16 protein-coding genes are annotated in these 24,370 nt (G+C 39.9%); 15 read left to right on the forward strand and 1 reads right to left on the reverse strand.

All coding sequences use genetic code 11. The annotated features are described in order from the left end of the window. The first annotated feature begins 21 nt into the window (after positions 1-21). Positions 22-876 (forward strand): DUF4861 family protein, encoded by an 855-nt coding sequence (locus J0X14_RS17290; RefSeq protein ID WP_207099078.1) that lies wholly within the window; start codon positions 22-24, stop codon positions 874-876. A 12-nt stretch (positions 877-888) separates the two neighbouring features. On the opposite strand, the gene J0X14_RS17295 is transcribed toward J0X14_RS17290, so the two are convergent. After that, positions 889-1,659 carry a cupin domain-containing protein gene (locus tag J0X14_RS17295; RefSeq protein WP_207099079.1) on the reverse strand — a complete coding sequence of 257 codons (771 nt, stop codon included), beginning with the start codon at positions 1,657-1,659 and terminating at the stop codon, positions 889-891. A 248-nt stretch (positions 1,660-1,907) separates the two neighbouring features. On the opposite strand from J0X14_RS17295, the gene J0X14_RS17300 reads away from it, so the two are divergent. The 14 genes from J0X14_RS17300 (at position 1,908) to J0X14_RS17365 (ending at position 24,352) form a co-directional block, all read left to right on the forward strand. Beyond that, positions 1,908-3,170 carry an oligogalacturonate lyase family protein gene (locus J0X14_RS17300; protein WP_207099080.1) on the forward strand — a complete coding sequence of 421 codons (1,263 nt, stop codon included), beginning with the start codon at positions 1,908-1,910 and terminating at the stop codon, positions 3,168-3,170. A gap of 5 nt (positions 3,171-3,175) precedes the next feature. Further along, positions 3,176-5,902, forward strand: coding sequence for a glycosyl hydrolase (locus J0X14_RS17305; RefSeq protein ID WP_242528078.1), 2,727 nt, complete (start codon positions 3,176-3,178; stop codon positions 5,900-5,902). Between the two features lie 162 nt (positions 5,903-6,064). Next, positions 6,065-7,318 carry a glycoside hydrolase family 28 protein gene (locus J0X14_RS17310; RefSeq protein ID WP_242528079.1) on the forward strand — a complete coding sequence of 418 codons (1,254 nt, stop codon included), beginning with the start codon at positions 6,065-6,067 and terminating at the stop codon, positions 7,316-7,318. Positions 7,319-7,370: 52 nt separating this feature from the next. Then, positions 7,371-8,486 carry a glycoside hydrolase family 88 protein gene (locus J0X14_RS17315; RefSeq protein ID WP_207099082.1) on the forward strand — a complete coding sequence of 372 codons (1,116 nt, stop codon included), beginning with the start codon at positions 7,371-7,373 and terminating at the stop codon, positions 8,484-8,486. Positions 8,487-8,915: 429 nt separating this feature from the next. Then, entirely contained in the window at positions 8,916-12,023 is a 3,108-nt protein-coding gene (locus J0X14_RS17320) for a SusC/RagA family TonB-linked outer membrane protein (RefSeq protein ID WP_207099083.1), read from the forward strand. A 27-nt stretch (positions 12,024-12,050) separates the two neighbouring features. After that, positions 12,051-14,003: a RagB/SusD family nutrient uptake outer membrane protein gene (locus J0X14_RS17325; RefSeq protein WP_207099084.1), complete on the forward strand. Its 1,953-nt coding sequence runs from the start codon at positions 12,051-12,053 to the stop codon at positions 14,001-14,003. 362 nt (positions 14,004-14,365) lie between these two features. Beyond that, entirely contained in the window at positions 14,366-15,652 is a 1,287-nt protein-coding gene (locus J0X14_RS17330) for a DUF4861 domain-containing protein (protein ID WP_207099085.1), read from the forward strand. A gap of 128 nt (positions 15,653-15,780) precedes the next feature. Beyond that, positions 15,781-17,169 carry a glycoside hydrolase family 28 protein gene (locus J0X14_RS17335; RefSeq protein WP_207099086.1) on the forward strand — a complete coding sequence of 463 codons (1,389 nt, stop codon included), beginning with the start codon at positions 15,781-15,783 and terminating at the stop codon, positions 17,167-17,169. 94 nt (positions 17,170-17,263) lie between these two features. Then, positions 17,264-18,508, forward strand: coding sequence for a glycoside hydrolase family 105 protein (locus J0X14_RS17340; protein ID WP_207099087.1), 1,245 nt, complete (start codon positions 17,264-17,266; stop codon positions 18,506-18,508). Between the two features lie 44 nt (positions 18,509-18,552). Further along, positions 18,553-19,941: a glycoside hydrolase family 105 protein gene (locus J0X14_RS17345; protein WP_242528080.1), complete on the forward strand. Its 1,389-nt coding sequence runs from the start codon at positions 18,553-18,555 to the stop codon at positions 19,939-19,941. Further along, the gene (gene rhaM, locus J0X14_RS17350; RefSeq protein WP_207099088.1) at positions 19,941-20,255 is read left to right on the forward strand and encodes an L-rhamnose mutarotase; all 315 of its coding nucleotides are present in this window, start codon (positions 19,941-19,943) and stop codon (positions 20,253-20,255) included. Before J0X14_RS17345 ends, rhaM begins: the two co-directional genes overlap by 1 nt. Positions 20,256-20,322: 67 nt before the next feature. After that, entirely contained in the window at positions 20,323-21,603 is a 1,281-nt protein-coding gene (locus tag J0X14_RS17355; RefSeq protein ID WP_207099089.1) for a hypothetical protein, read from the forward strand. A gap of 12 nt (positions 21,604-21,615) precedes the next feature. Then, positions 21,616-23,385: an alpha-L-rhamnosidase C-terminal domain-containing protein gene (locus J0X14_RS17360; protein WP_207099090.1), complete on the forward strand. Its 1,770-nt coding sequence runs from the start codon at positions 21,616-21,618 to the stop codon at positions 23,383-23,385. A gap of 22 nt (positions 23,386-23,407) precedes the next feature. Further along, positions 23,408-24,352, forward strand: a complete 945-nt coding sequence (locus J0X14_RS17365) for a DUF1080 domain-containing protein (RefSeq protein WP_207099091.1) — start codon at positions 23,408-23,410, stop codon at positions 24,350-24,352. Positions 24,353-24,370 lie beyond the last annotated feature (18 nt).

Raw genomic sequence — 24,370 nt, forward strand, 5'->3', positions numbered from 1 at the left:
GAAACTAAAAATAGAATCGATATGAAACTAAAATTATTATTGTTATTCGTAGTGTCGGGCTTTATGATGAAAGCCCAGAACAATACAGACGCAAGCTTGTTTTTAAATAAAGACGGTTTGTATTTAGACGAAATTGCATCAGAATCCGGCGACCTCTATAGGTCTTTGGGGCATCATGGCCCTGCCATTGAGAATGAGTGGCTTGGATTACGGATTTATTTTGACAGGAAGACTGCCATTGATGTTTATTCAAAAGCAAAACCTGGACTGGAATTACGTGAAGGAAAATGGTATCCAACCCCGGAACAACAAAAAGACGGATGGGGAGCTGATTATTATAAAGTGGGACCTACCGTTGGATTGGGAGGAATTCGTCTTTGGGATGGAGAAAAGGTAGTCTTTTTGGACCCGGTATCGCAGCGTTGGGCGCGTGTGGTAAAAGAAGGAAACACCTCTTATATGGAAATGCTTTCCGAAAATGTTCCGTATAAAAATGGTAACGTTGATATTCTTGTGCGAGTGACTGTTTTTTCAGGATTGCGAAAAGCCAAAGTTGAAGCCTATGCGTTGGCTGATTTAGATGTGCAATTTGTAACCGGAATCAATTATCACCCAGACGGAGAGGTGGTAGTTGAGGACAATCGTATTTTCACTTGGGGCTTGCACCCAGAAGATGTTGCTGCTGAAAAGGTAGAATTGGGAGCAGGCATATTATTTAACCCTGAGGATTTTGAGAAAAGAATGTATGATGGTACCCAGCATTTGTTGATATCAAAATCCTCCAAATATCTTGAATTCTGGATTTCATCGGCCAATGCAAGGGAATCTGAAGTTAATACGCTTAAAAAGTTTATGGATTTCCCTGAAAACAAGTGAAAGCCGAATAAGTCAATTCCATTTAAACGCAAAATAAGAACAGGGTTTATCCGAAATATTACGAAGACCATGTAGCGATTGGGAATTCATAAAATAAAAATCGCCCGTTATGCCCGTATAGTCTTCATTGTCTATCGTCATTTCTGTTTCACCGGATAGCACCAAAATAATTTCTGTTTCAATATGTTTATGGGGCTGATGGCTTAACCCTTTGGAATCCAATCGTGTCACATGCATTTCAAATCGTTCGCACATCGCTGTTGGTCGGTCAAAATAAGCACGACCTGCACCACGGGAACTTGGTTTTAAAACTAAATCCTGCGGGCTTATAATAAGGGAACCGCCAGAAACCAGACCTCTTTCTATATCCATCTTCTTTTTGGATTTATATCGCATTACATAATAGGTAAGATTGGTATCCCCAATATTTTCTATGGAATGCATTTGTTGCGGCATTAACAAAATAACCCCTCCGGTGCCCAAAACTTTTTGCTTCCCCTCAATGGTTACCTTCATTGACCCTTCTTTTACAATAATACATTCTTCAATATCCTCATTAGCATGAGCAGTACTTGGTTTTGCACCAGGGTATTGCGTAGTTGCATGAATTTCCAAATACTCGAAATGAGGTGAAACACCTTCTAAAATTTTTCTTGACTCCCTATCTTCACCAATAACCACTGGGTGATCGGTCCATTTATAAACTCCCGCCTCAACAGGTTTTAATTGCCCCATAATGGTTAGCGTAAAAAAACACGATATAATAAGTAGTATAGTTTTCATCTCCATCTGTATTAAAACTTAATTTCTTGATGTTTGCGGGAACGCCCTCATTTATAGACGCTAAGCTAATAAATTCTCAATAGTCCTTTTTACACTCAATAGCTGAAAGACTTTATCCATACCTCACTCCACACACATTTTAAACCGCACCGCTCAGATGCAATGACAGGATGGGGCAGGATGCATAAAAATAAAAATGGGCATACTTTTCTGAAATAACAGAAATATAATAAGTAAGAAAATGCAAAATGAGATATAAGAATGCGTTTGGAATTTTAATTGTTCTTACTTTAATAATTACTATTTCATGTAAGCAAACCAGTGGGCCAGCTGCTGATAAGGAAGCTAACATCCCAATTTTGGAAACGGGAGCGAATGATTCCATGCCAAAAGTTTGGATTGATACAGATACCCATCATAAAATTGAGCGATTGGTCAACAGGGATGGGAGTAATCGAAGCTTCTATTTTCACAACAATCCTTTTTTGCCATCCAGTGATGGAAAAAGTAGCTTGATGGTTTTTTATGGAAGTACTGAAACGGACAATCAATTATTTACAATTGACCTTGAAACTGGTAATACTGAGCAGGTAACCCAAAAACCTGGTCGTAAAAGAGGAGAAATTGTTGGAAGAAAATCCCGCAAGGTATTTTATATGGTGAACGATAGCATATTCTCTACCCATGTAGATACTCATAAGACCGAGTTTATTTATAAATTTCCTGAGGAGATTATTGGTTCGGTGACCAGTTTAAATGCAGATGAAACCCTATTGGGTGGTGCGCTCATTACCAAAGAAGAGAATGAGATTCTAAAAAGGAATCCAGAAAAAAAGGACTTTTTCAATAAAATATACGAGGCAAAGTTAGAGAGGAGTCTGTTCATTATCGATTTGGACATCAAGGAACTGAATACCATTTACTCTGAAAAAGCATGGTTGAACCATATTCAATTTTCCCCAACAGATCCAGACCTTTTAATGTACTGTCATGAAGGCCCTTGGCATAAAGTCGATAGAATTTGGACCATCAACATAAAAACAAAAGAGAACCAATTAATGCACAAAAGAAGTGTGTATCGCGAAATAGCAGGGCATGAGTTTTTTAGCCCTGACGGAAAAAACATTTGGTACGATTTGCAGATTCCTCGAGGCGAGACTTTTTACCTAGCAAGTAAAAATGTTGAAACGGGTGAGGCTGCTCGCTATGCCATGAAAAGAGATGAATGGTCCATCCATTTCAATATATCCCCAGATTTAAAAACCTTTGCCGGTGATGGAGGCGATGAAGGGCAAGTGGCTCGCGCGAAAGATGGTATGTGGCTGTATCACTTTACCCCTAAAACCGATAGTTTGACTTCCGAAAAGTTGGTGAACATGAAAAACCATGATTATGATTTGGAACCCAATGTTCACTTTGTACCAGATGGGAAATCTGTAATCTTTAGAGCCAATTTTGAAGGGGAAACTCAGATTTATAAAGTAGGTTTAGAAGAAACAATTCTTAAATAAAGGTCATGAGAAGGAAATTGTTTGTTTTCAGCATGCTGTACTCATTGGCATTTATCAGTTGTCAAGAACACAATAAAGATGCTGTTGAAAACTATGATTGGCCAGAAATCAGCAACACAACAAAACCATGGACACGTTGGTGGTGGATGGGCAATATTGTTGATAAGGAAGGCATAAAGCAGCGATTAATAGACTTTAGTGAAGCAGGACTGGGCGGTGTAGAGATAGCTCCAATTTATGGGGTAAAGGGAGAGGAAGATAACTTTATAGATTTTCTATCCCCTAAATGGGTCGAAATGTTGGATTATACCATAGCAACTGCAGACAGCCTAAATATGCAGGTAGATTTGACTTTGGGAACCGGTTGGCCATATGGAGGCCCTCAAGTGACCAAAGAACATGCAGCGACCAAATTGGTGACCAATACCTATAAAGTAGCAAAAGGTTCGTCGGTTGATTTGAAAATTGCTCCTGATAATGACAGAGACAAAGAAACAGCTGTTTTAAAATATGTACTGGCCTATGGCGACGATGGTAGCTATCTTGATTTAACCGATGAATTGGAAGGAACCAAGTTAAAATGGACCGCTAAAGAAGGCAACTATACCCTTTATGCCATTTTCACAGGAAAGACAGGTCAACAGGTTAAACGCTCCGCTCCGGGTGGGGAAGGGTATACCGTAGACCATTACTCCAACGATGCACTCAAGGGTTATTTGGCTCGATTTGATGCTTCTTTTAGTGATTTAAACGGAAAAGTACGAGCTATTTTCAATGATAGTTATGAAGTGTACAATACCGATTTCACCCCTAATTTTTTTGAAGAATTTCAAGAAAGAAGGGGATACGATTTAAGACCATACCTCAATCTTCTATTAGATACCACAAGCACGGATTTGGGCAATCGCTTTAAAAGCGATTACAGGGAAACATTGTCGGATTTATTACTGGAAGATTTTGATGAACCTTGGACGGCTTGGGCAAATGATCATCAATTTAAATCGCGCTTACAAGCTCATGGCTCTCCCGGTAATTTAATAGATATGTATGCCTCTGCAGATATTCCCGAATGTGAAACATTTGGTTCCATGCCTTTTGATATTGAGGGATTTAGACGGGAAAAAGAAGACATACGGGAAGGTGATGCAGATGCGGTGATGCTTAAATTTTCATCTTCAGCAGCGCACATATCTGGAAAACCATTGACCTCTGCAGAGACATTTACTTGGTTGCGGGATCATTTTAAGACCGCATTATCGCAATGCAAACCAGAAGCCGAAGAATTATTGCTCAATGGAATCAACCATATTTTTTTACACGGTTCTACCTATTCCCCAGAACGTGTTGCCTGGCCAGGATGGAAGTTCTATGCTTCCGTAAACTTTAACCCAACCAACACAATTTGGGAAGACGTCCCATCACTTTTTTCCTATATCGCCAACTGTCAATCGTTTCTTCAAGCAGGTAAGGCAGACAACGAAACATTGGTGTATTGGCCCATTTATGATGTATGGGATAAAGGAGGAAAATTATTCTATCAGGTTCAAATCCATTCGCTTAAAGAATGGTTGCATGGTACTTCGTTTTATGAAATGTCCAGAAGGTTGATGGATGAAGGTTACGGTGTGGATTTTATTTCTGACGATTTCATTTCAAAAGCAACCGTGGTCAACGGCAAGTTGCAATTGCCGGGAGGAACATACAAAAGTATGCTTATTCCAAATTGTAAAAACATGCCTTTGAAGACTATGGAAAAATTGGTTGCTCTAAAAAACGATGGGGCCCATATTATTTTTGAGGGGATACCGGAAACGGTACCGGGATACTATCAGTACGAAGAGCAAAACGAAAAATTGACACAATTAAGCTCAGAAATAACTTCAGAAACCAATCTGTTCCAAGCTTTGGAAGAAGCAGATATTTATCCCGAGACTTTGGTGAAGACCGGTTTAAAATTTAATCGTAGGGATATAGATGGTGAAAAGGTATATTATTTGGTGAACCATACCGCTGAAACAATTGGTGGATTTATTCCGTTGCAGGCTGATGCAGAAGCAGTGGTAATGTACGACCCATTAAACAGAGAGTTTGGAAAAGCCATTGTTAAAAAAGAGGAATCCAAAACTTTGGTGAAAGTTGATATTGCTTCAGGTGAATCCATTATTCTAAAAACAGGAAAAAGCGCGGATATCCAGCCTTGGAATTATTACGAACCAAGCGGAGCGGAAATAGAAATCACGGGCGATTGGAAGATTTCTTTCTTAAAAGGAGGGCCTAAATTACCCGAAGAATCTACCATGTCAACCTTAGGTTCATGGACAACGTTAGGCGAAGATGAAGAAAACTTTTCAGGAACAGCCAGCTATACCATTGAGTTTGATAAACCTGATTCCGCAGCCGATAATTGGAAGCTAAGCTTGGGAGATGTTCGTGAAAGCGCTAAAGTATGGGTCAATGGCAAACAGATAGGTACGGCGTGGTCAGCTCCCTTTGAACTGAATATAGGCGAATTAAAAGTAGGCAAAAACACCTTAAAAATTCAAGTGACCAATTTAGCTGCAAATCGTATTCGAGCCAAGGAAATGAGAGGAGAGGAATGGAAAATTTTCTATGAAATCAATATGGTGAACAAGGATTATCAAAAATTTGATGCCACAGTATGGAACCCCATGCCTTCAGGATTATTGGGGCCAATAAGCATAACACCCTTGAAACTATCAACTAAAGATTAAATGCACTTTAAATAGTGCCTCTGTAAAATGAATTTGAGCCATAAATTTCACCCCTTATTTTTTAAAGCACTTTTTTTTGTTCTGTGTTTAAATTTTCATGGTTGCAAGGATGAAACATTCAAAATTAAGATTGAAGAAATAGCCGTTAGTGCACCTTTTGACATGCCAAAAATAAAGGTGCCCAATTTTAGTGAATGTCCAAAACTGTCCATTCTAGAGTTTGGAGCCGTTTTAGGCGATAAAGACAAAAATACCTTAGCAATAGAAAGGGCCATTGAGAAAGCAAATAAAATGGGTTGTGCCACAGTTGTTATTCCACAGGGAGAATGGATAACAAAAAAAATTCATTTAAAAAGTAATGTAAACTTACATCTGGCCAAAGGTGCAACGCTTCTTTTTTCTGAAGACCCAAACGATTACCTTCCAGCGGTACACACTACTTGGGAAGGCATGGAATGCTATAATTATTCTCCTTTAATCTATGCTTACGAATGCGAAAATGTGGCCATAACCGGCGAAGGGGAAATAAAAGCAAAAATGGATGTGTGGGAAAAATGGTTTGCACGTCCTTCAGGGCATATGGAAAATCTGAAAAGATTATACATGCTAGCTTCAAATAATAGCGCCGTTATTGAAAGGCAAATGGTAAATGACAGTGCGAATTTCCGACCTCAACTCATTCAATTTAACAGAAGTGAAAACATTTTGCTTGAAGGCGTAAAAATTACCAATAGCCCTTTTTGGACTATTCACCCTTACTTATCAAAAAATGTTGTGATAAGGAATATTAATGTTTATGCCCACGGGCATAACAATGATGGTGTTGACCCAGAAATGAGCCAAAATATGTTGATTGAGAATTGCGTATTTGACCAAGGAGACGATGCAATAGCAGTAAAATCTGGTAGAAACCAAGATGCGTGGCGATTGAACACCCCTTCAAAAAATATAGTAATACGAAACTGTACGGTAAAGAACGGCCATCAATTGTTGGCAATAGGCAGTGAATTATCCGGTGGTGTAGAAAACATTTTTATGGAAAACTGTAATGTGTCGGAAGATGCCAAAATGTTTCATCTACTGTTCATTAAAACCAACGAGCGTCGTGGCGGATACGTTAATGGTATTTATATGAACAACATAACATCCGGGAATATAGAAAAAGGAGTTCTGGGAATTGAAACCGATGTATTGTACCAATGGAAGGATTTAGTACCAACCATAGAACGAAAGCTTACGCCTATTAAAAATGTTTACCTGGAAAACATTAAGGCAATGAATATGGAATTCGTTTCAAGAATTTTAGGGCAAGAAGAAATGCCTATAGAGAATGTTAATTTAAAACATGTTGTTACGGATACTTTAACTATAAAAAAGCACATCCACGAACATGTTCTAAATTTTAATGACAACTAAAATTTCTTGTTGTCAAATTATGTTGAAAGTTTAAATGTATGAATCAATAAAAATGAAAAAATCAATCATAGTCCTAATTTTTCTATCGGTTTCCGTAACCTTCGCACAACAATTTGACAGAGATGAAGTCTTGCAACAAATGCAATTGGCCAACAAATATTTCATGGAAAAATGGCCCGACGTTGGTAAAACTATAGTCACAAACAGGGAAAGACCCAGTAATATTTGGACGCGAGGCGTATACTATGAAGGTTTAATGGCCTTATATGAAATCTACCCAAAAGAAGAATACTACGATTATGCTTTTGATTGGGCAGAATTTCATAAATGGAATTTTAGATATGGTACAGCAAACCGTAATGCGGATGATTATTGCGCGGCACAGACCTATATAGATTTATATAATTTGGAACCCGATTCTAAAAAACTCAAAAGCACGAGAGCAACCATGAACATGTTGTTGAACACGCCCCAGCTAGACGATTGGTCCTGGATAGATGCCATACAGATGGGAATGCCGGTGTTCGCTAAGATGGGAGTTTTGGAAAACGACAACCGCTATTTTGAGAAAATGTATGAAATGTACATGTACACCCGGAACAAACATGGGGACAATGGGCTGTACAATCCAAAAGATGGCCTGTGGTGGCGCGATAAGGATTATGATCCGCCATATAAGGAACCCAATGGCGAGGACTGTTATTGGAGTAGGGGAAATGGCTGGGTAATTGGAGCTTTGGCAAAAGTATTGGACATTGTTCCAGAAGGCACACCGCATAGGGAAGAATATGTTGCAGATTTGCAGGCCATGGCAGAGGCCCTGATTCCGATTCAGCGCAAGGACGGTTTTTGGAATTCAAGTCTGCATGATCCCAACAACTTTGGTGGAAAGGAATTAACAGGAACAGCCCTGTTTGTTTATGCCATGGCCTATGGCGTTAATAATGGCATTCTGGATAAGGACAAATATCTCCCTACCATTAAAAAGGGATGGGACGCCATGATAGAAGATGGTTTACATGATAATGGTTTTTTGGGATACGTGCAATCCACAGGAAAAGAACCAAGTACGGGCCAACCATTATCTTTTGACAAAATCCCTGACTTTGAGGACTATGGGTTAGGATGTTTTTTGCTTGCGGGCAGTGAAATTTATAAAATGGAATAAACTAACCCTCCCATTTTTAGGAGGTAGTACCACTTTATTATTTACAAGCGTACAATTGTATTAAAAGAGGGCTTGTTTGTAGCTGTGCTTTGCAATATATAGATTTCCGATTCCTACTAAGCTTAACCCGTTGGCTCCCGGACGCTTTGCGGCTGGGCATTCCATTTGTATTCCTATAAAAAAAGGAACCTAAATACATGGCCATCATTATTGACTTTTGGTCAAATTAAAATAAGTGGAAGAGTTTCTTGGTAGTAATCTGGGGTGTTCATTTTGCAAAATTCAGGTATTCTAAAAATACTCATGCCATTTTTATGATATAACCAGTTCAGGATAGTACAGGATGCAAATTTGATAGTGTTTTAATAATATTGACCAACATGAAATTTTTTATGCCAACTAAGAGGCCAAACTAAACAAATAAAAATTATGAAAAACAATTATGAAAAAATCTTAAAAAAGGCATTTTTCATATGCTTTATGGTTTTTTCGGTGGGTATATATGCCCAGGGAAAAGTCATTAATGGAACAATTACATCTACAGATGGACAACCCATACCTGGGGCCAATATTGTTCAAAGAGGCACCACAAATGGTGTTGTCTCGGATTTTGATGGAAACTATTCCATTCAACTCATTGACGGGGACGACGTGCTCGTTTTCTCGTTTATTGGTTTTCAAAGAGCTGAAGTTACAGTTGGAAACCAAACTACCATTAATGTAGTCTTGGAAGAAGACTCACAACAACTGGATGAAGTTATTGTGGTAGGTTATGGTACACAAAAGAAATCGGACTTAACAGGGTCTCTCGTACGGGTAGATGCCGAAGATCTTGGTTCCCGTCCGGTAAACAATGCCGTTGAAGCCATGCAGGGTAAAGCGGCCGGTGTTGATATCACTACCAACGAACGACCTGGGGAAGTACCAGATATTACCATACGAGGTGTACGTTCCCTAACTGCATCAAATTCTCCGCTTTATGTGTTGGATGGAATCCCATTGACATCCGGAGGGATCAATAACATTAACCCAGCGGATATTGAGTCAATCGATGTTTTGAAAGATGCATCTGCCACTGCTATTTTCGGATCACGTGGAGCAAACGGTGTGGTCATCATCACAACAAAAAGGGGTAAGGCTGGAAGAATGACCATTAGTTTAAATAGCTCGATGCAATTACAAGAAGTCGTTGAAAGGGCTCCAAATTTCAGTGCCAGTGAATATGTGGATTATCGTCGTTGGGCCTATTATTATGTAAATCCTGAAGTGTATCCAAGAGGTGATCAGCCAACCTTGGCCAATGATTTAGATATACTTGCAGGTGATGAAGTAGCCCTTGACAATATTCGAAGTGGATGGGTTGGAGGAACTTGGGACGGTTCAAGACTCCGAAATACGGATTTCACCGATTTTATCACCCGGACAGCAATGACAACCCAACATACCCTTAGCGTAAGTGGGGGTACTGAAAAAATGAAAGCCTATGGGTCTTTTGGGGTAGTCGATAATGAAGGTGTCATTATAGGACAAAATTTTAAACGGTACAATGCAATAGTAAGTGTTGATCTTACTCCCAAGGATTGGTTTTCATTTGGGGGAACTATAAATGCATCCCGCAGTATCCAAGAATTTGGTCAATCAAATTCAGGAAGTAGTGCGGTATCCGCCACTGGTGGATTATATGATAGTGCCCGTAGAATTATGCAATATGGGGTTCCCTACGATGAAGAAGGTAACAGGATTGATTTTCCTGGAGGGGATATTGCCATTAAAACGGTGATTGACGAAGATAAGTATTCCCAAGACCAACGAGTTTTGCTTAGAGCTTTTGCCAGTTTTTATGCCCAAGTTGACATAGGCGAAATTACACCGGTATTGAAGGGACTTAAGTTTCGCACCAATTTTGGCCCAGATATAGAAGACTATCGTCGAGGTATTTTTATTGACGGACTATCTGTTGTTAGAACAGGTTCTAGTTATGCTTCTTTGGAAAACAGACAAAGGTTCTCCTATACCTTGGATAACCTGTTGTATTATGACAGAACCTTTGGCGATCATACCTTAGGTGTTACATTGCTACAGAGTCAAACAGAGTTTGATGAAGAAGGAAGTTCCATGAATGCAGAGAATATTCCTTTCGCAGACCAAAAATGGAATGCTTTGAATTCCAATAACGTTACACTTTCCGGTTTTGATTCCAATATTAGTGAAAGACAATTGTCTTCCTATATGGCTCGTGTAAACTACAACTATGCAGATAAGTACTTATTGACCTTATCCGGTAGATACGATGGGGCTTCCCAGTTGGCGGATGGAAATAAATGGGATTTTTTCCCTAGTGCTGCACTGGCGTGGAATGTGTCCAAAGAAAGCTTTTTGGAAAATTCAAGTTGGATCAACCAATTAAAATTGCGTGTTGGTGTAGGTGTCACGGGGAACTCTGCAATTGATCCCTATTCAACCAAAGGAGGGTTGTCACCATTGTTTTATGCTCAAGGAGGTGGTACTTCGCCAGCAGTGGTGCCAGGTGTATCAGAAGTAGATGATGAAGATTATACCCTTTTGGCAAATAATGAACTGGGTTGGGAAAAAACAACCCAATACAACGTGGGTCTAGACTTTTTCTTGCTCGGAGGCCGTATATCCGGGGCTTTGGATTTTTATAAGTCCAATACTGACGATTTGTTGCTTCTAAAAGCAATACCCACCGTTACGGGTTATGATGCCACCTTTGCCAACATTGGGGAAACAAAATCCAGTGGTATTGACTTAACGCTCAGTACCGTTAATGTTAAAACGAATGGCTTTGAATGGACCACAGATTTTAACGGTTCTTACCAAACCAATGAAATTGTGGAATTAGCCGATGGTACAAATGATGACATTGTCAATGAATGGTTTATTGGTGAGTCACAAGATGTTGTTTACGGTTATCAAGGAAACGGTATTTGGCAAGAAGAGGATGCTGCAGAAATGGCTTTGTTCAATGCAAACGGCCATGCTTTTATAGCGGGAAATGCTCGCCCTGTCGATCAAAATGGGGATAATAGGATAGATCCTGATGATGATCGCGTGATAATTGGAAGTGAAATCCCAAAATTCATTGCCGGTATCACAAACACTTTTTCCTATAAAGGTCTTGACCTGTCCATATTTTTGTACGGTAGGTTCGATTACATTTACAATACTGGAGGAGAAGGATTGGGCGGTAGAGGAAACCACCGAAGAGTGGATTACTATACACCGATTAATACCGATGCTGAATACCAGAGACCTATTTTTACGCAAGGTACAGGAGATCCGTACGATGATGTTTTAGGATACAAAAATGGTTCTTTTCTGAAAATCAGAAATATTTCATTGGGCTATGCCTTTCCTGATAAAATTACGGAAAGCTTAGGGCTGTCCAAATTGAGAATATATGCCCAGGCATTAAACCCTGGTATGGTTTTCTCAAACGTGGATTGGATAGACTTGGATGTAAGAAGGTCTAATTCCCTGAGAGGAATAACTACTGGAATCAACATTGAATTTTAAGCTATGAAACTAAATAATATAAAGAAAATGAAAAATAATATAAAACATTACTCGAAGCTGTTCGCTGCTCTGGTTTTTCTAGGCAGTATACTTTCTTCCTGTACCAAAGATTCATTTTTGGATGAGACTTTAACAACGCAAAGGGATAATACTTTCTTTGAAACTGAAGAAGGAATTATACAGTTGGCGGTTGGTGCAAACCAAAGATCATTGGCTGCTATTTTTCAAGGGGAAGAGCAATTTGCCACTACCAATTATGGGACCGATGAGTTTCATGTAGGGGGTGATGCCACCAATAGCTCTTGGAACAATTATGATGCTACCTTTGGCCCCATTGTTCAAACAACCAGAACCCAAGCTGAGCATGCTTGGGATAGGTATTGGATTGCTATTGGCATGACCAATCAATTGATTCAGGCAGCCACGAATATTGAGTCTTCAAATCCTGCCGTAAAACAAGTTGCGCTGGGAGAAGGCTACTTTCTAAGAGCCTATAACTATTTAAAATTGGTTAGGCAGTATGGCGGTGTGCCTCTAAAGCTTGAACCAAGTAATACCTTAGAGTTGGAATTTGCACGTGCATCAGCTGAAGAAGTATTGGCACAAATAATTGATGATTTGAACCAGGCTTATAATTTGTTGGATAATTCGCGCCAAGCTCCGGTTAATATAACAAGGGATGCTGTAGCCCATTATTTGGCAAAGGCGCATTTAACTCGTGCCAGTGAAATCAACGATGCATGGAATGGGGATACAAAAGCCGCTGATTTGGCAAGAGTGATACAGTTGTCCGATGAAGTAATTGCAAATCACCCATTGGCCAGTAATTTTCAAGAACTATGGAGGTTTACCCAGCCTGATGATGACAGTGAATTTTTGCCGGAATTGATTTTATCGGCCCAATTTACTAAGGCAACCCATGCTAGTTATAGTAATTTTAACCATGTTGCATTTACGGCGCGTTATGATGATATGACAACCATGAAGCGTGATTTAACAGGTATGAGGCCCTACAGTCGTTTGGCGGCAACCTATTTCACTTATGATGTTTACGATAAAGTAAATGATTCCCGTTTTTGGAAAACGTTCAGGACCAAGCATAGGGTTAATCGAGGAGGAGAATTTGATGGAATTGAATATATTCCAGGGGTTGATTTAGGAATAATGTATATCATTAATTCTCCTGATGACACTAGGTTTGCCAACACAAGAAACAATAACGATCCTGGTATTCTATATAATGGTAAACCTATCCCGCACGTTTATGTGGCACACGCTAATGATGGTGTAGGGTTATTTGCAGAACCTAGATTTCCTTCTCTAACAAAGCATTTTGATTCTTCTAGAAACTCTATAAATGATAACAGGGGAATGCGTGACGAGATTTTGGCCCGTTCGGCTGAAACGTATTTGATGGCTGCTGAGGCACATATCCGTTTGGGGAATTATGCACAAGCGTTGCCCTATATCAATGATGTTAGGAATAGAGCCACATATAAAGCAGGGGAGGATCGTGCTTATTATGAAGATGGTGCTGAGGCGTATCCAACTTCAGATTTCTCGCAGCCTTTTGAGGATAATTCATATATGAACGAGAATTCATATTATGAATCCAATGGTATACCCGTAACTACTGCTGCCACTGACCTAACAGTTACCGATATCGCTAATTTGCCAGCAGAGGATGAGGCAATTATTGCCACATTGGGCTACGGTGGTGATTATGATCGTATGATGTGTTTTCTTCTGAATGAAAGATCAAGAGAACTGATGGGTGAATGGCACCGTTGGGAAGATTTGAGCAGAACTTTGACTTTGGTGGCTAGGGCTAGGGAATATAATCCTGAGGCTTCTCCAAATATTCAAGACTTTCATGTTTTAAGGCCTATTCCACAAACTCATATTGATGCTGTATATAATAGTGAAGGAACACCTTTGACTCCTGAACAAAAAGATGCTATGCAAAACCCAGGCTATTAATGTCTTTCCCGTATCTGCACAGTATAAACAAAGTGTAATGATGTAGGTATGAAAGAATCAAATATTACTGATTTGAATACATAGCTAAATAGGAGTTTCATGATTTAAGGCCTCAACAACATTTTTATTGGGGCCTTAAATTATTTTAAGAAAAATATTTTTTGGTTAAGCCTTTTCCTAAACCCATTATTTTTATGAAATAGGGGTTTTTATGATAGCGTACCGGAGACCATTAAATTAAAACTCCCCTTAAAATATTTATTTGTGTAAGGGGATGAAAGCTTTACTTTTTTTGTAAAAGGCCTTTAACTCTTGAGATTATTTATAGATAAAGTTTTAATTGATCACAGAATATATTGGAAATGAAAAAAGCAACCTATCCATTACTCAGCATGGCTCTACTTTTTCTGGCATGCAATGTTGAAAAAAAAGATGAGAAGACTGAGATTGTCTTGATAAATGGCTCAAGCATTGAGTTGACGGACAAGCCCATATCCATAAACAGGGATTTAATTGCCCAAATTGATTCCATCAATAAATACCCATTAGTGATAAGTGGCCAGGATACCATCCCATCCCAATTAAATGATATGGATGGTGATCAAAAATGGGATGAGTTGTTCTTTGTTGCAAATTTTTCAGCCAATGAAGAAAAGAACCTCACTCTGGAATGGCACAATAAAGCACCCGAATATCCCAAAAGGACCGGTGTGAAATTTGGAAAGAGAAGTGCCGCAGATGAACCCGTACAATCTTTAACATCCGAAGTGATGTTGGCAGCTGAAATGCCAAAAAAACTGGGATACCAACAATACCAAACTGATGGTCCAATGTGGGAGAATGATAAAATTGGTTTTAGGCATTACTTGGATGGAAGAAATGCAAAAGACCTCTTTGGAAAAAAAACAAGCGGTATGTCTCCTGAGACCGTTGGATTGGATTCCAGTAGAGCAGTTGTTGACAACTATCATGTAATGGAAGACTGGGGTAGGGATATATTGGCAGTAGGAAATTCAGTGGGAATTGGAGGATATGCTTTGGCCACAGAAAATGAGTTGATGCGCTTGGGCGTTACCGTTGATGACACCTTAAATAATGTCGAAAAAACCAAGTTCAACATTTTAACCGAAGGCCCCGTGGAATCCGTTATGCAATATTCTTATGAGAACTGGAAACCCAACAATGAGAGGGATTATTCGGTAAAAGAGACCACGGCAATTTATCCAGGAATATATGGGTATAAGAATACTGTATCAATAACCAGTCTAGAGGGTGATGAGAATTTGGTTGTTGGACTACCTAAAATTCATACCGAAAAACCTATTTCAATAATTGACGAAAATGAAAAATATATAGTGCTATATACCCATGACCAACAAACCTATGACAAAGAATGGTGGTTGGGAATGGCCCTTATTCTTCCCAAAGAGCATTATTTAGGACATATGGAGGCCCCAACAACAGGGCAACTATCAAGTGCCTATTTGGCCAAGTTGCATATTTCCAACAATAGTCCTGTCAATTATTATGCAGTCGCAGGGTGGGAACTTAGTGATGTAGGTTTTAAAGATGAGGCCTACTTTGCGGATTATGTAAAGCAACTTGTGGACCAACTTTCCGCAGAAGTAAAAGTGGAAATAATTAATTAACATCGGGTGCGATAACATATGTCCAGCATTCAACTATGTTGGTCATTGCAATTGTAACGTAACAGCAGAAGACTACAAAAATGAGAAGCAAAACACTTTATTTATTTTGTTATATACTAAGTCTCTCAATGGTTGGATTTTTATTCGACTCTTGTAAGGAAAAACCAGAAGCTTCTAAGGAAAAGCAAGAAGCTTCAAATTTTGATGTGGCGGACCAAATCATTAAGGATATTAAAGTCCTTGAATTTGCTGATAACACCTTTAATATTGTTGATTTTGGAGCCGTAGGGGATGGAGAAACAAAGAACACCCAAGCCATTGAGGAAGCCATAAGGGTCTGTAATGAGGCAGGGGGAGGTAAAGTGGTTATCCCTTCAGGGAATTTCTTGACCGGCCCCATTCACTTAAAAAGCAATGTAAACCTTCATTTGGAAGAAGGGGCAACTGTTTTGTTCTCAAAAGATAAAAATGACTACTTACCCGTTGTCCACACCTCTTATGAAGGAATGGAGTTAATGAACTATTCCCCACTTATCTATGCCTATAAACAAAGCAACATAGCCGTAACTGGCAAAGGCACTTTTGATGGCCAGGCCAATGAAACCAATTGGTGGCCTTGGTGTGGGGCACCAAGATATGGATACCAAGAAGGGGATTCGCAACAAAGAGAAGAACATAATTTGCCTAGGTTATGGAAAATGTCGGAAGACAATGTAGCTGTTGAAGAACGATTATTTGGTGAGGGTCATCAATTGCGCCCTACCTTTTTTGAGCCATTTGAGTGTGATAACGTACTGGTGGAAGGGGTTACTTTCGTTAATGCACCATTTTGGGTCATTCATCCTATGAAATCCAATTATGTTAGGGTTGATGGTGTCACCGTAAGAAGCCATGGCCCCAATAACGATGGCTGTGATCCAGAATATTCAAAAAATGTGCATATAACCAATTGCACTTTTGATACAGGGGACGATTGCATCGCCATTAAATCTGGTAGAAATGATGACGGAAGGCGTGTCAACATACCCAGTGAAAACATTGTGGTTGAAAATTGCAACATGCTGGATGGCCACGGAGGTGTTGTTATTGGTAGTGAAATTTCTGCAGGTGTACGGAATGTTTTCACCAGAAATTGTAAAATGGATAGCCCAAATTTAGATCGGGCCATTCGCATAAAGACCAATACAGTAAGAGGTGGTTTCGTGGAAAATGTTTTTGTGGATAACATTCAAGTGGGGCAGGTCAAGGAAGCCGTACTTAAAATAAATACATACTACGGCATCTATGCAAATCAAGAAGGAGATTATATCCCTTCGATAAAGGACATCCATTTAGAAAACATACAAGTAGAAAATGGGGGTAAATATGGGGTTTTGATAAAAGGACGACCAGAAAATCCTGTCAAAAACGTAACATTGACCAATGTTCATATTAAGGGGGTGGAAACCCCATTGTCCATAGAAAATTCTGAGCCGTTGACCTTTAAGAATACCACCATAAATGGTGTTGAATATTAAATTTTAGGTAGGAAAAATAGTTGCATGTCCCTGAAAACAAGCAATTTATTCATAGCGCTACCTTATTTTCTTTAGAAACGTATTGATTGGAAAAATGAAAAATCTAAAAACATATTTGTTGCCCTTTGTTATCGTGGGCTTGTTGTTTACGAGCTGTAAGCAGGCTAAAAAAGCTCCGGAGGAGGGAAAAAATGAAACAAATTCCATTGTAGAGGTTCCACAGAACCTTAAATGGTCTGAAAGAATGATGCTGTCGGAAATCATACGTTTTCCCGAAGCATCAAAGTTGGATTTTGTGAGCACGCCCCGTTGGAGCTATACAAATGGTCTGGTGCTGATGGCCTGTTCAAAGGTGTATGAACAAACCGGTAATCAAAAGTATTACGACTACATTTATGAGTATGCGGATAGTTTGATTGATAGTACCGGAACTATCGCAACATACAGTCTTTCTTCCCAAAATCTGGACATGATCAAGTCTGGAGATGTGCTGCTGTATCTGTATGACAGAACAAAGGAAGAACGGTTTTTAAAAGCTATGCAAACCCTAAATAGTCAAATGAGTTCACAGCCCAGAACTTCAGATGGGGGATATTGGCACAAGAAAATATACCCTTACCAAATGTGGCTGGATGGTTTATACATGGCAGAGCCGTTCCATGCGCTCTACACAAAGACATTTATTGAGGATGATGAGAAAGCACAGGAAAACTATGATGACATTGTTTTGCAATTTGATTTGATCCAAAAACATTCCCGTGATGAAAAAACAGGACTTCTATACCATGGTTGGGATGAAAGTAGAGAACAGAAATGGGCAAACAAGGAAACAGGTAATTCCCCGCATTTATGGTCGAGGGGAATGGGATGGTACGGAATGGCCCTAGTGGATGTATTGGATTTTTTGCCCGAAAATCATCCGGGCAGGGAAAAATTGATTTCCTATTTAAACCAATACGCAGAAGCAGTGGTAAAGGTTCAAGATGAAAGTGGTTTGTGGTATCAAGTTTTGGATTTAGGGGATAGGGAAGGTAATTATTTGGAAGCAACAGGATCTTCCATGTTTACGTATGTTTTTGCCAAAGGAGCCCATAAAGGATATTTGCCGGATAAATACTTGGCAGTAGCAGAAAAAGCCTATAAGGGGATTATAGATAATCTGATAACCGTAGAGGACAATGGCGTTGTAAACCTTACTAAATGTTGTTCGGTCGCTGGGCTGGGAGGAAACCCATATAGGGATGGTTCCTTTGAATATTATATAAATGAACCCATTCGCAATAACGACCCGAAGGGAACAGGACCATTCATTTTGGCCAGTTTGGAGTTGAACAAATAAGGAGTGATCAATTGCCATTTGACATAGATATCAAAAACATAAAAATGAGTAAAATCAAAAAAATAAAGTATGGCATGGTGGCTGTTTTATCCGCTAGCTTGCTTACTATAGCTTGTAAACCATCTGCAGAAAAAGAAGAAACAAAGAGTGAGGAAGTTGTCAACGACGTAAACTCACCGCTTCACTTGATGCAACCTGAATATCCAATTCCGTACGAAGCAAAATCAATAGAAGATGTAACCGCAACTTTGGATAGGGTTTACGATTTTTTGGAAGCCTCAACGGCATCAAAAGTTATAGACAAAGAAACAAATGAGGAGATTACCAATTTTGATGACCTTAATGAAAATACGGTCTTTGAAGAAGGTACCTTTAGATTGACCAGTTACGAATGGGGGGTTACCTATGCAGGAATGCTTCACCTAACAGAAGCTACCGGTGATGCAAAGTATGCAGATTATACCAACAAAAGATTACAACTTATTGCTGGCATAGCACCGTACTACAAAAAACAATTGGCCATAAACGATAAATTTCCATCCCCAATAAGACGAGCATTGCAGCCCCATGCCCTGGATGATTCAGGTGCTATTTGTGCAGCTATGATAAAAGCCAAAAGAAATGGGCTCGATGCAGATTTGCAGCCTTTGATAGACAATTTTATCGATTACATCAGCAACAAACAATTTCGTTTGGCTGACGGCACCTTGGCAAGAAATAGACCAAAGCCAAATACACTGTGGTTGGATGATATGTTTATGAGTGTCCCTGCGCTTGCCCAAATGGGTAAATTGACTGGAGACACCAAATATTTTGATGACGCCGTAAAACAAATCCGTCAATTTTCTGAGCGTATGTTCAATACTGAAAAAGGACTCTATATGCATGGCTGGGTACAGGAAATGGAAGAACATCCACAGTTTCATTGGGCACGTGCCAATGGTTGGGCGGTGATGACATTGGTGGAATTACTGGAAGTGCTCCCTAAAGAACATGAAGGTTATAACGATGTTTTAAAACAATTGCAAGCCCACATTAGTGGATTGGCAAAATATCAATCAGGTACTGGTTTTTGGCATCAATTGATCGATAGAAATGATAGTTATCTGGAGACTTCGGCAACGGCTATTTTCACCTATTCCATTGCCCGGGCCATTAACAGGGGCTATATTGATAAAATGGCGTATTCCCCAATGGTTTTGTTGGGATGGAATGCTGTATCGACCAAAGTAAACGAAAAGGGTCATGTTGAAGGCACATGTGTAGGAACAGGTATGGGGTTTGACCCCGCTTTTTATTACTACCGCCCCATAAACGTTTATGCAGCCCATGGATACGGACCTGTTCTGTTGGCGGGTGCTGAGGTTATCCAATTGCTGAAAGAGAATGAGTTTGAAATCAATGACAGTTCGCTGCAATTAAAAACCAAGTAATGTATAGAAATGCATTTACGATGAAGCTGAAGCCAGGCTTTGAAGCGGAATACAAAAAAAGACATGATGAAATATGGCCCGAATTGGTTGAGTTACTTTCAGAATCTGGCATTTCGGACTACTCCATTTTTTTGGACAGAGAAACTGGTGTCCTGTTCGCTTTTCAAAAACTGAAGGATGGTTTTGAAGGAGAATCGATACCTAACAACCCCATTGTAAAAAAATGGTGGGCCTATATGGCCGATATTATGGAAACCAATAAAGATAATTCACCCATTGAGAAGCCACTTATTGAAGTTTTTCACATGGATTGATTCTTTGTTGGGATAATACCACTACCCAAATGTAATGGTCCGTTTAAAAATGAATTAAACGATTCTTATGAAATTAAAAGCTGCTTGTTTTTTTTCGCTACTGTTATCCTTTGTAGCAATGGGTCAACAGGTTAGGACAGAGGTGGCGGGAATCTATATTAATTATGATGAGGATAGTATAAAGCCCTATACGTTGCCAGATCCTTTGGTTTTGGAAAGTGGGAAGAAGGTAGAAAGTGGTGAAGAGTGGTTTAAAAAAAGGCGTCCAGAGATACTTGAACTGTTTAAGAGCGAACAGTTCGGAAAGTTTCCTGAGGAAAGAAAGTTAAGTTTTAAAATATATGAAAGCCAAGCTTTGGCTCTTGATGGAAAGGCCACAAGGACCCAGCTTACTTTATTTTTTACCCAGGATACCACAAAGCTTAAGGCCGATTTACTGATTTATGTACCGGTCAGCGCCAAAAAACCATCTCCGTTACTGCTTAAAATTGGTTTTAGCCCCAATTCACTTGCCGTGGATGACCCAGAGGTAAGAGAAGGAATGATGTGGAATCGGGAAGGAGAAAGGATTCCTGCTTCCGAAGGGCGTAGATTCGGTACGTTCGATGTAGAAAAATTTATTTCCAACGGAATTGGTGTAGCAACTATTTATTACGGTGATATTGAACCTGATTTTCCGAATGGGATTAAAAACGGAATCAGGGGTCATTACCTGAAAGAAGGGGCCAATTATCCTGCTCCAGATGAGTGGGGAACCATTTCCGCATGGGCTTGGGGCCTCAGCCATGTAATGGATTATCTCGAAACCGATGATAACATAGATTCGGAAAAAGTTGCGCTCTATGGAATTTCCCGTTTGGGAAAAACAGCTTTGTGGGCAGGAGCCATAGATGAAAGATATGGCATGGTAATAGCCAGTTGCTCCGGGGAAGGCGGAGCGGCCATTTCTAGAAGACAGTACGGTGAGACCATTGCCCACATGATACACCCCACAAGATACTTTTACCAATTTTGTGGAAATCGTGCAAAATATGCTTTTAATCCCAATAGCAGTCCTATTGATGCCCATATGTTACTTTCCTTGATTGCACCGCGCCCATTGTTGTTACAAACGGGCATTACCGATGGTTGGTCGGATCCAAAAGGGGAGTTTGTTGCTGCCAAGGCCGCGGAACCCGTTTATAATTTATTGGGAAAGAAAGGGCTGGGTGCTTCTGAATGGCCCACAGCGGAAACCCCTGTTCTAAGTGATATTGGATATTATATGCACGATGGGGGGCATGGTTCAATGCCTTCCGATTATGATGTTTTTATTGATTTTATAAAAATGCACTTCATCAAAAACTAAAATAGGACGTCCATGAAATCTTTTATTTCTCTCGTTGTGATTGTACTGATTACAGTAACAAGTTATGGCCAACTCCCACCCGTATTTGGTTCTGAATATGAGGGAATCGCTCAAAAAGATGAACTGACCAGGGCTTATATTTCACCCATAAAGATATTATGGACCTCCGATTCTTCCGGCGAACTTGTTAAAAACACAGATGTGCTTTTAAAAAAAGGGAACAGCCAGTCCGATATGAGTAGAGTAACTCAATTTTGCTCCATAAAAAGCACCGAAATAGATACCTCTTCCATTATCCTGGACTATGGGAAGGAGCTGCACGGAGGTCTACAGTTGGTTATGGGCGGTTCTTCAAGAAGGGAACCCTCTTTGGTACGGATTCGTTTTGGGGAGTCCGTTGGGGAAGTCAACAGTCAAACCTATAATTCAGATTGGTTAATGGGCTTTTCTACCGATGATCATGCCAAGCGGGATATTATTGTTGAAATTCCAAGAACCGGTCTGTTTGAAATTGGGAATACCGGCTTTCGATTTGTTCGCATTGATTTATTGCAGCCAAATACAACCATCAACCTTAAGGAAGCAAGAGCTATTTTGCGGTATAGGGATATTCCGTATTTGGGTACTTTTAAAAGTAGCAATTCAAGACTTGATTCCATTTGGCTTACCGGGGCCTATACCACCCATCTGAACATGCAAGAGTACCTTTGGGATGGCATTAAACGAGATCGATTGGTTTGGCTTGGAGATTTTCATCCAGAACTTGAAACCATTACAAAAGTCTTCGGTTATAACGAAGTGGTTCCGAAAAGTCTTGATCTGGCCTGTGAGCAATATCCTCTGCCCAATTGGATGAATGGTATGACCTCATATTCATTTTGGTATTTGATCATTCATCACGATTGGTATATGCAAAATGCAGATATTGATTTTTTAAAGAAGCACAAGGATTATATCGTGGGGTTGATTGATCAGATTTCTTCAAAGATTGATGACAATGGAACTGAAACCTTGGGAGAATTCCGGTTTTTAGACTGGCCATCCACCCCAAATAAAGAAGGTGTTGAGGCAGGCTATCGTGCACTTTTGGTCTGGGCTTTGAAAGATGCCATAAAACTGTGTGAAGTGTTGGACGAAAAAGAATCCATTGTCAAATGTGAAGCGTCCATCAAAAAACTGAACAAAAATATAATGGACCATAATAATTTGAAACAAGCTGCCGCCCTCATGGCAGTGGCGGGTATTATGGATCCCGTGAAAGCGTGCAATGATGTGGTGGGTGTTAATGGGGCAGCCGAATTCTCTACCTTTTATGGGCTTTATATGCTCGATGCCCTGTCTTTGGCAAACCGCCATAACGATGCATTGGATATCATAGACGCCTATTGGGGTGGAATGTTGGATATGGGTGCTACTACATTTTGGGAAGATTTTAATATTGAGTGGATTATGAACTCTGCGCGTATTGATGAATTTACGCCAGAGGGGATGAATGATATTCATGGTTCATTTGGGGCATATTGCTATCCTAGTTTCCGACATAGTTTATGTCATGGTTGGTCCTCGGGGGTAACGGCATGGTTAAGTGAAAATGTTTTGGGAGTAACGGTTCTTGAGGCGGGTTGTAAAACCATTAAGATAGAACCTCACTTGGGAGACCTTGAGTGGGTAGAAGGTAGTTTTCCAACGCCCATGGGAGTTGTGAAAATTAAGCATACCAAAATGGAGGATGGCAACGTAAAGACCGAAGTGGATGCGCCCGAGGGTATAAAAGTGTTATAAAGAATACATCAAATGCAATCGTATGTGGACTAAGACAAGAAAAAATGAATTCAGAAAACAGATGTTCAAAATGCTATTGGTACTGCTTGCCTTGCAGTTTATGGCATGTTTGAACAAAAAACCAGTGCAAACAAATCCAGAAGAAGAGACATGGGTTTCATTGTTCAATGGAGAGAATCTAGAGGGTTGGGAGATGAAATTTTCCGGTCAGGACCTGAATGTCAATTACAAAAATACAGTGCGCGCCGAGGACGGCATTTTAAAACTTTCCTACGATGATTATGATACGTTTGGTGATGCGTACGGACATGTTTATTATCATAAACCCTTTTCATACTATAAAATTAGATTTGATTATCAATTTGTTGGAGATCAAATAGAGGGGGGCACGCCCGGTAATAATAGAAATAGTGGTATCATGCTTCATTCCCAATCCGCAGCGAGCAATGGAATGGACCAAGATTTTCCGGTTTCCATAGAAATGCAATTTCTGGGCGGATTGGAAGAGGGTAAGGAGCGGCCAACGGGCAATGTTTGCACACCGGGAACAGCTGTTGAGATGAATGGGGAAGTCAACTATGACCACTGCATTTCATCTTCATCGGAAACCTACTACGGAGATCAATGGATTAGTGCAGAAGCCATTGTAATGGGTGGCGAATCCATGACTTTCATAATTGAAAACGATACGGTCTTGGCATTCCAAAAACCCCAAATTGGTGGCGGATTTATCAGTAAAGCTTACGAAGGTGAGGATTGGGATAGATTTGGTGTGGGCAACAAGGAAGAATGGATTGCCAAAGAAGGGAAAATTTTAACCGAGGGATATATTGCACTTCAGGCAGAAAGTCACCCCATCAATTTTAGGAATTTGGAACTCCTAAACCTATGCGGATGTAAGGATCCAAAAGCCAAGAATTATAAATCTTACTATGTTAAGGATGATCCGTCTGCTTGTGAGTATTGATTACAACCAATCTATCAC

This window comes from Allomuricauda sp. CAU 1633 (genome assembly GCF_017313225.1).
In the GTDB taxonomy this organism is placed as follows: Bacteria; Bacteroidota; Bacteroidia; order Flavobacteriales; family Flavobacteriaceae; genus Flagellimonas.

What these genes read in the sequence shown, in the direction of transcription:
- J0X14_RS17290 (WP_207099078.1), top strand. Translation starts at nt 22, where the DNA reads ATGAAACTAAAATTATTATTGTTATTCGTAGTGTCGGGCTTTATGATG.
- J0X14_RS17295 (WP_207099079.1), bottom strand. Translation starts at nt 1,659, where the DNA reads ATGAAAACTATACTACTTATTATATCGTGTTTTTTTACGCTAACCATT.
- J0X14_RS17300 (WP_207099080.1), top strand. Translation starts at nt 1,908, where the DNA reads ATGAGATATAAGAATGCGTTTGGAATTTTAATTGTTCTTACTTTAATA.
- J0X14_RS17305 (WP_242528078.1), top strand. Translation starts at nt 3,176, where the DNA reads ATGAGAAGGAAATTGTTTGTTTTCAGCATGCTGTACTCATTGGCATTT.
- J0X14_RS17310 (WP_242528079.1), top strand. Translation starts at nt 6,065, where the DNA reads ATGCCAAAAATAAAGGTGCCCAATTTTAGTGAATGTCCAAAACTGTCC.
- J0X14_RS17315 (WP_207099082.1), top strand. Translation starts at nt 7,371, where the DNA reads ATGAAAAAATCAATCATAGTCCTAATTTTTCTATCGGTTTCCGTAACC.
- J0X14_RS17320 (WP_207099083.1), top strand. Translation starts at nt 8,916, where the DNA reads ATGAAAAACAATTATGAAAAAATCTTAAAAAAGGCATTTTTCATATGC.
- J0X14_RS17325 (WP_207099084.1), top strand. Translation starts at nt 12,051, where the DNA reads ATGAAAAATAATATAAAACATTACTCGAAGCTGTTCGCTGCTCTGGTT.
- J0X14_RS17330 (WP_207099085.1), top strand. Translation starts at nt 14,366, where the DNA reads ATGAAAAAAGCAACCTATCCATTACTCAGCATGGCTCTACTTTTTCTG.
- J0X14_RS17335 (WP_207099086.1), top strand. Translation starts at nt 15,781, where the DNA reads ATGGTTGGATTTTTATTCGACTCTTGTAAGGAAAAACCAGAAGCTTCT.
- J0X14_RS17340 (WP_207099087.1), top strand. Translation starts at nt 17,264, where the DNA reads ATGAAAAATCTAAAAACATATTTGTTGCCCTTTGTTATCGTGGGCTTG.
- J0X14_RS17345 (WP_242528080.1), top strand. Translation starts at nt 18,553, where the DNA reads ATGAGTAAAATCAAAAAAATAAAGTATGGCATGGTGGCTGTTTTATCC.
- rhaM (WP_207099088.1), top strand. Translation starts at nt 19,941, where the DNA reads ATGTATAGAAATGCATTTACGATGAAGCTGAAGCCAGGCTTTGAAGCG.
- J0X14_RS17355 (WP_207099089.1), top strand. Translation starts at nt 20,323, where the DNA reads ATGAAATTAAAAGCTGCTTGTTTTTTTTCGCTACTGTTATCCTTTGTA.
- J0X14_RS17360 (WP_207099090.1), top strand. Translation starts at nt 21,616, where the DNA reads ATGAAATCTTTTATTTCTCTCGTTGTGATTGTACTGATTACAGTAACA.
- J0X14_RS17365 (WP_207099091.1), top strand. Translation starts at nt 23,408, where the DNA reads ATGTGGACTAAGACAAGAAAAAATGAATTCAGAAAACAGATGTTCAAA.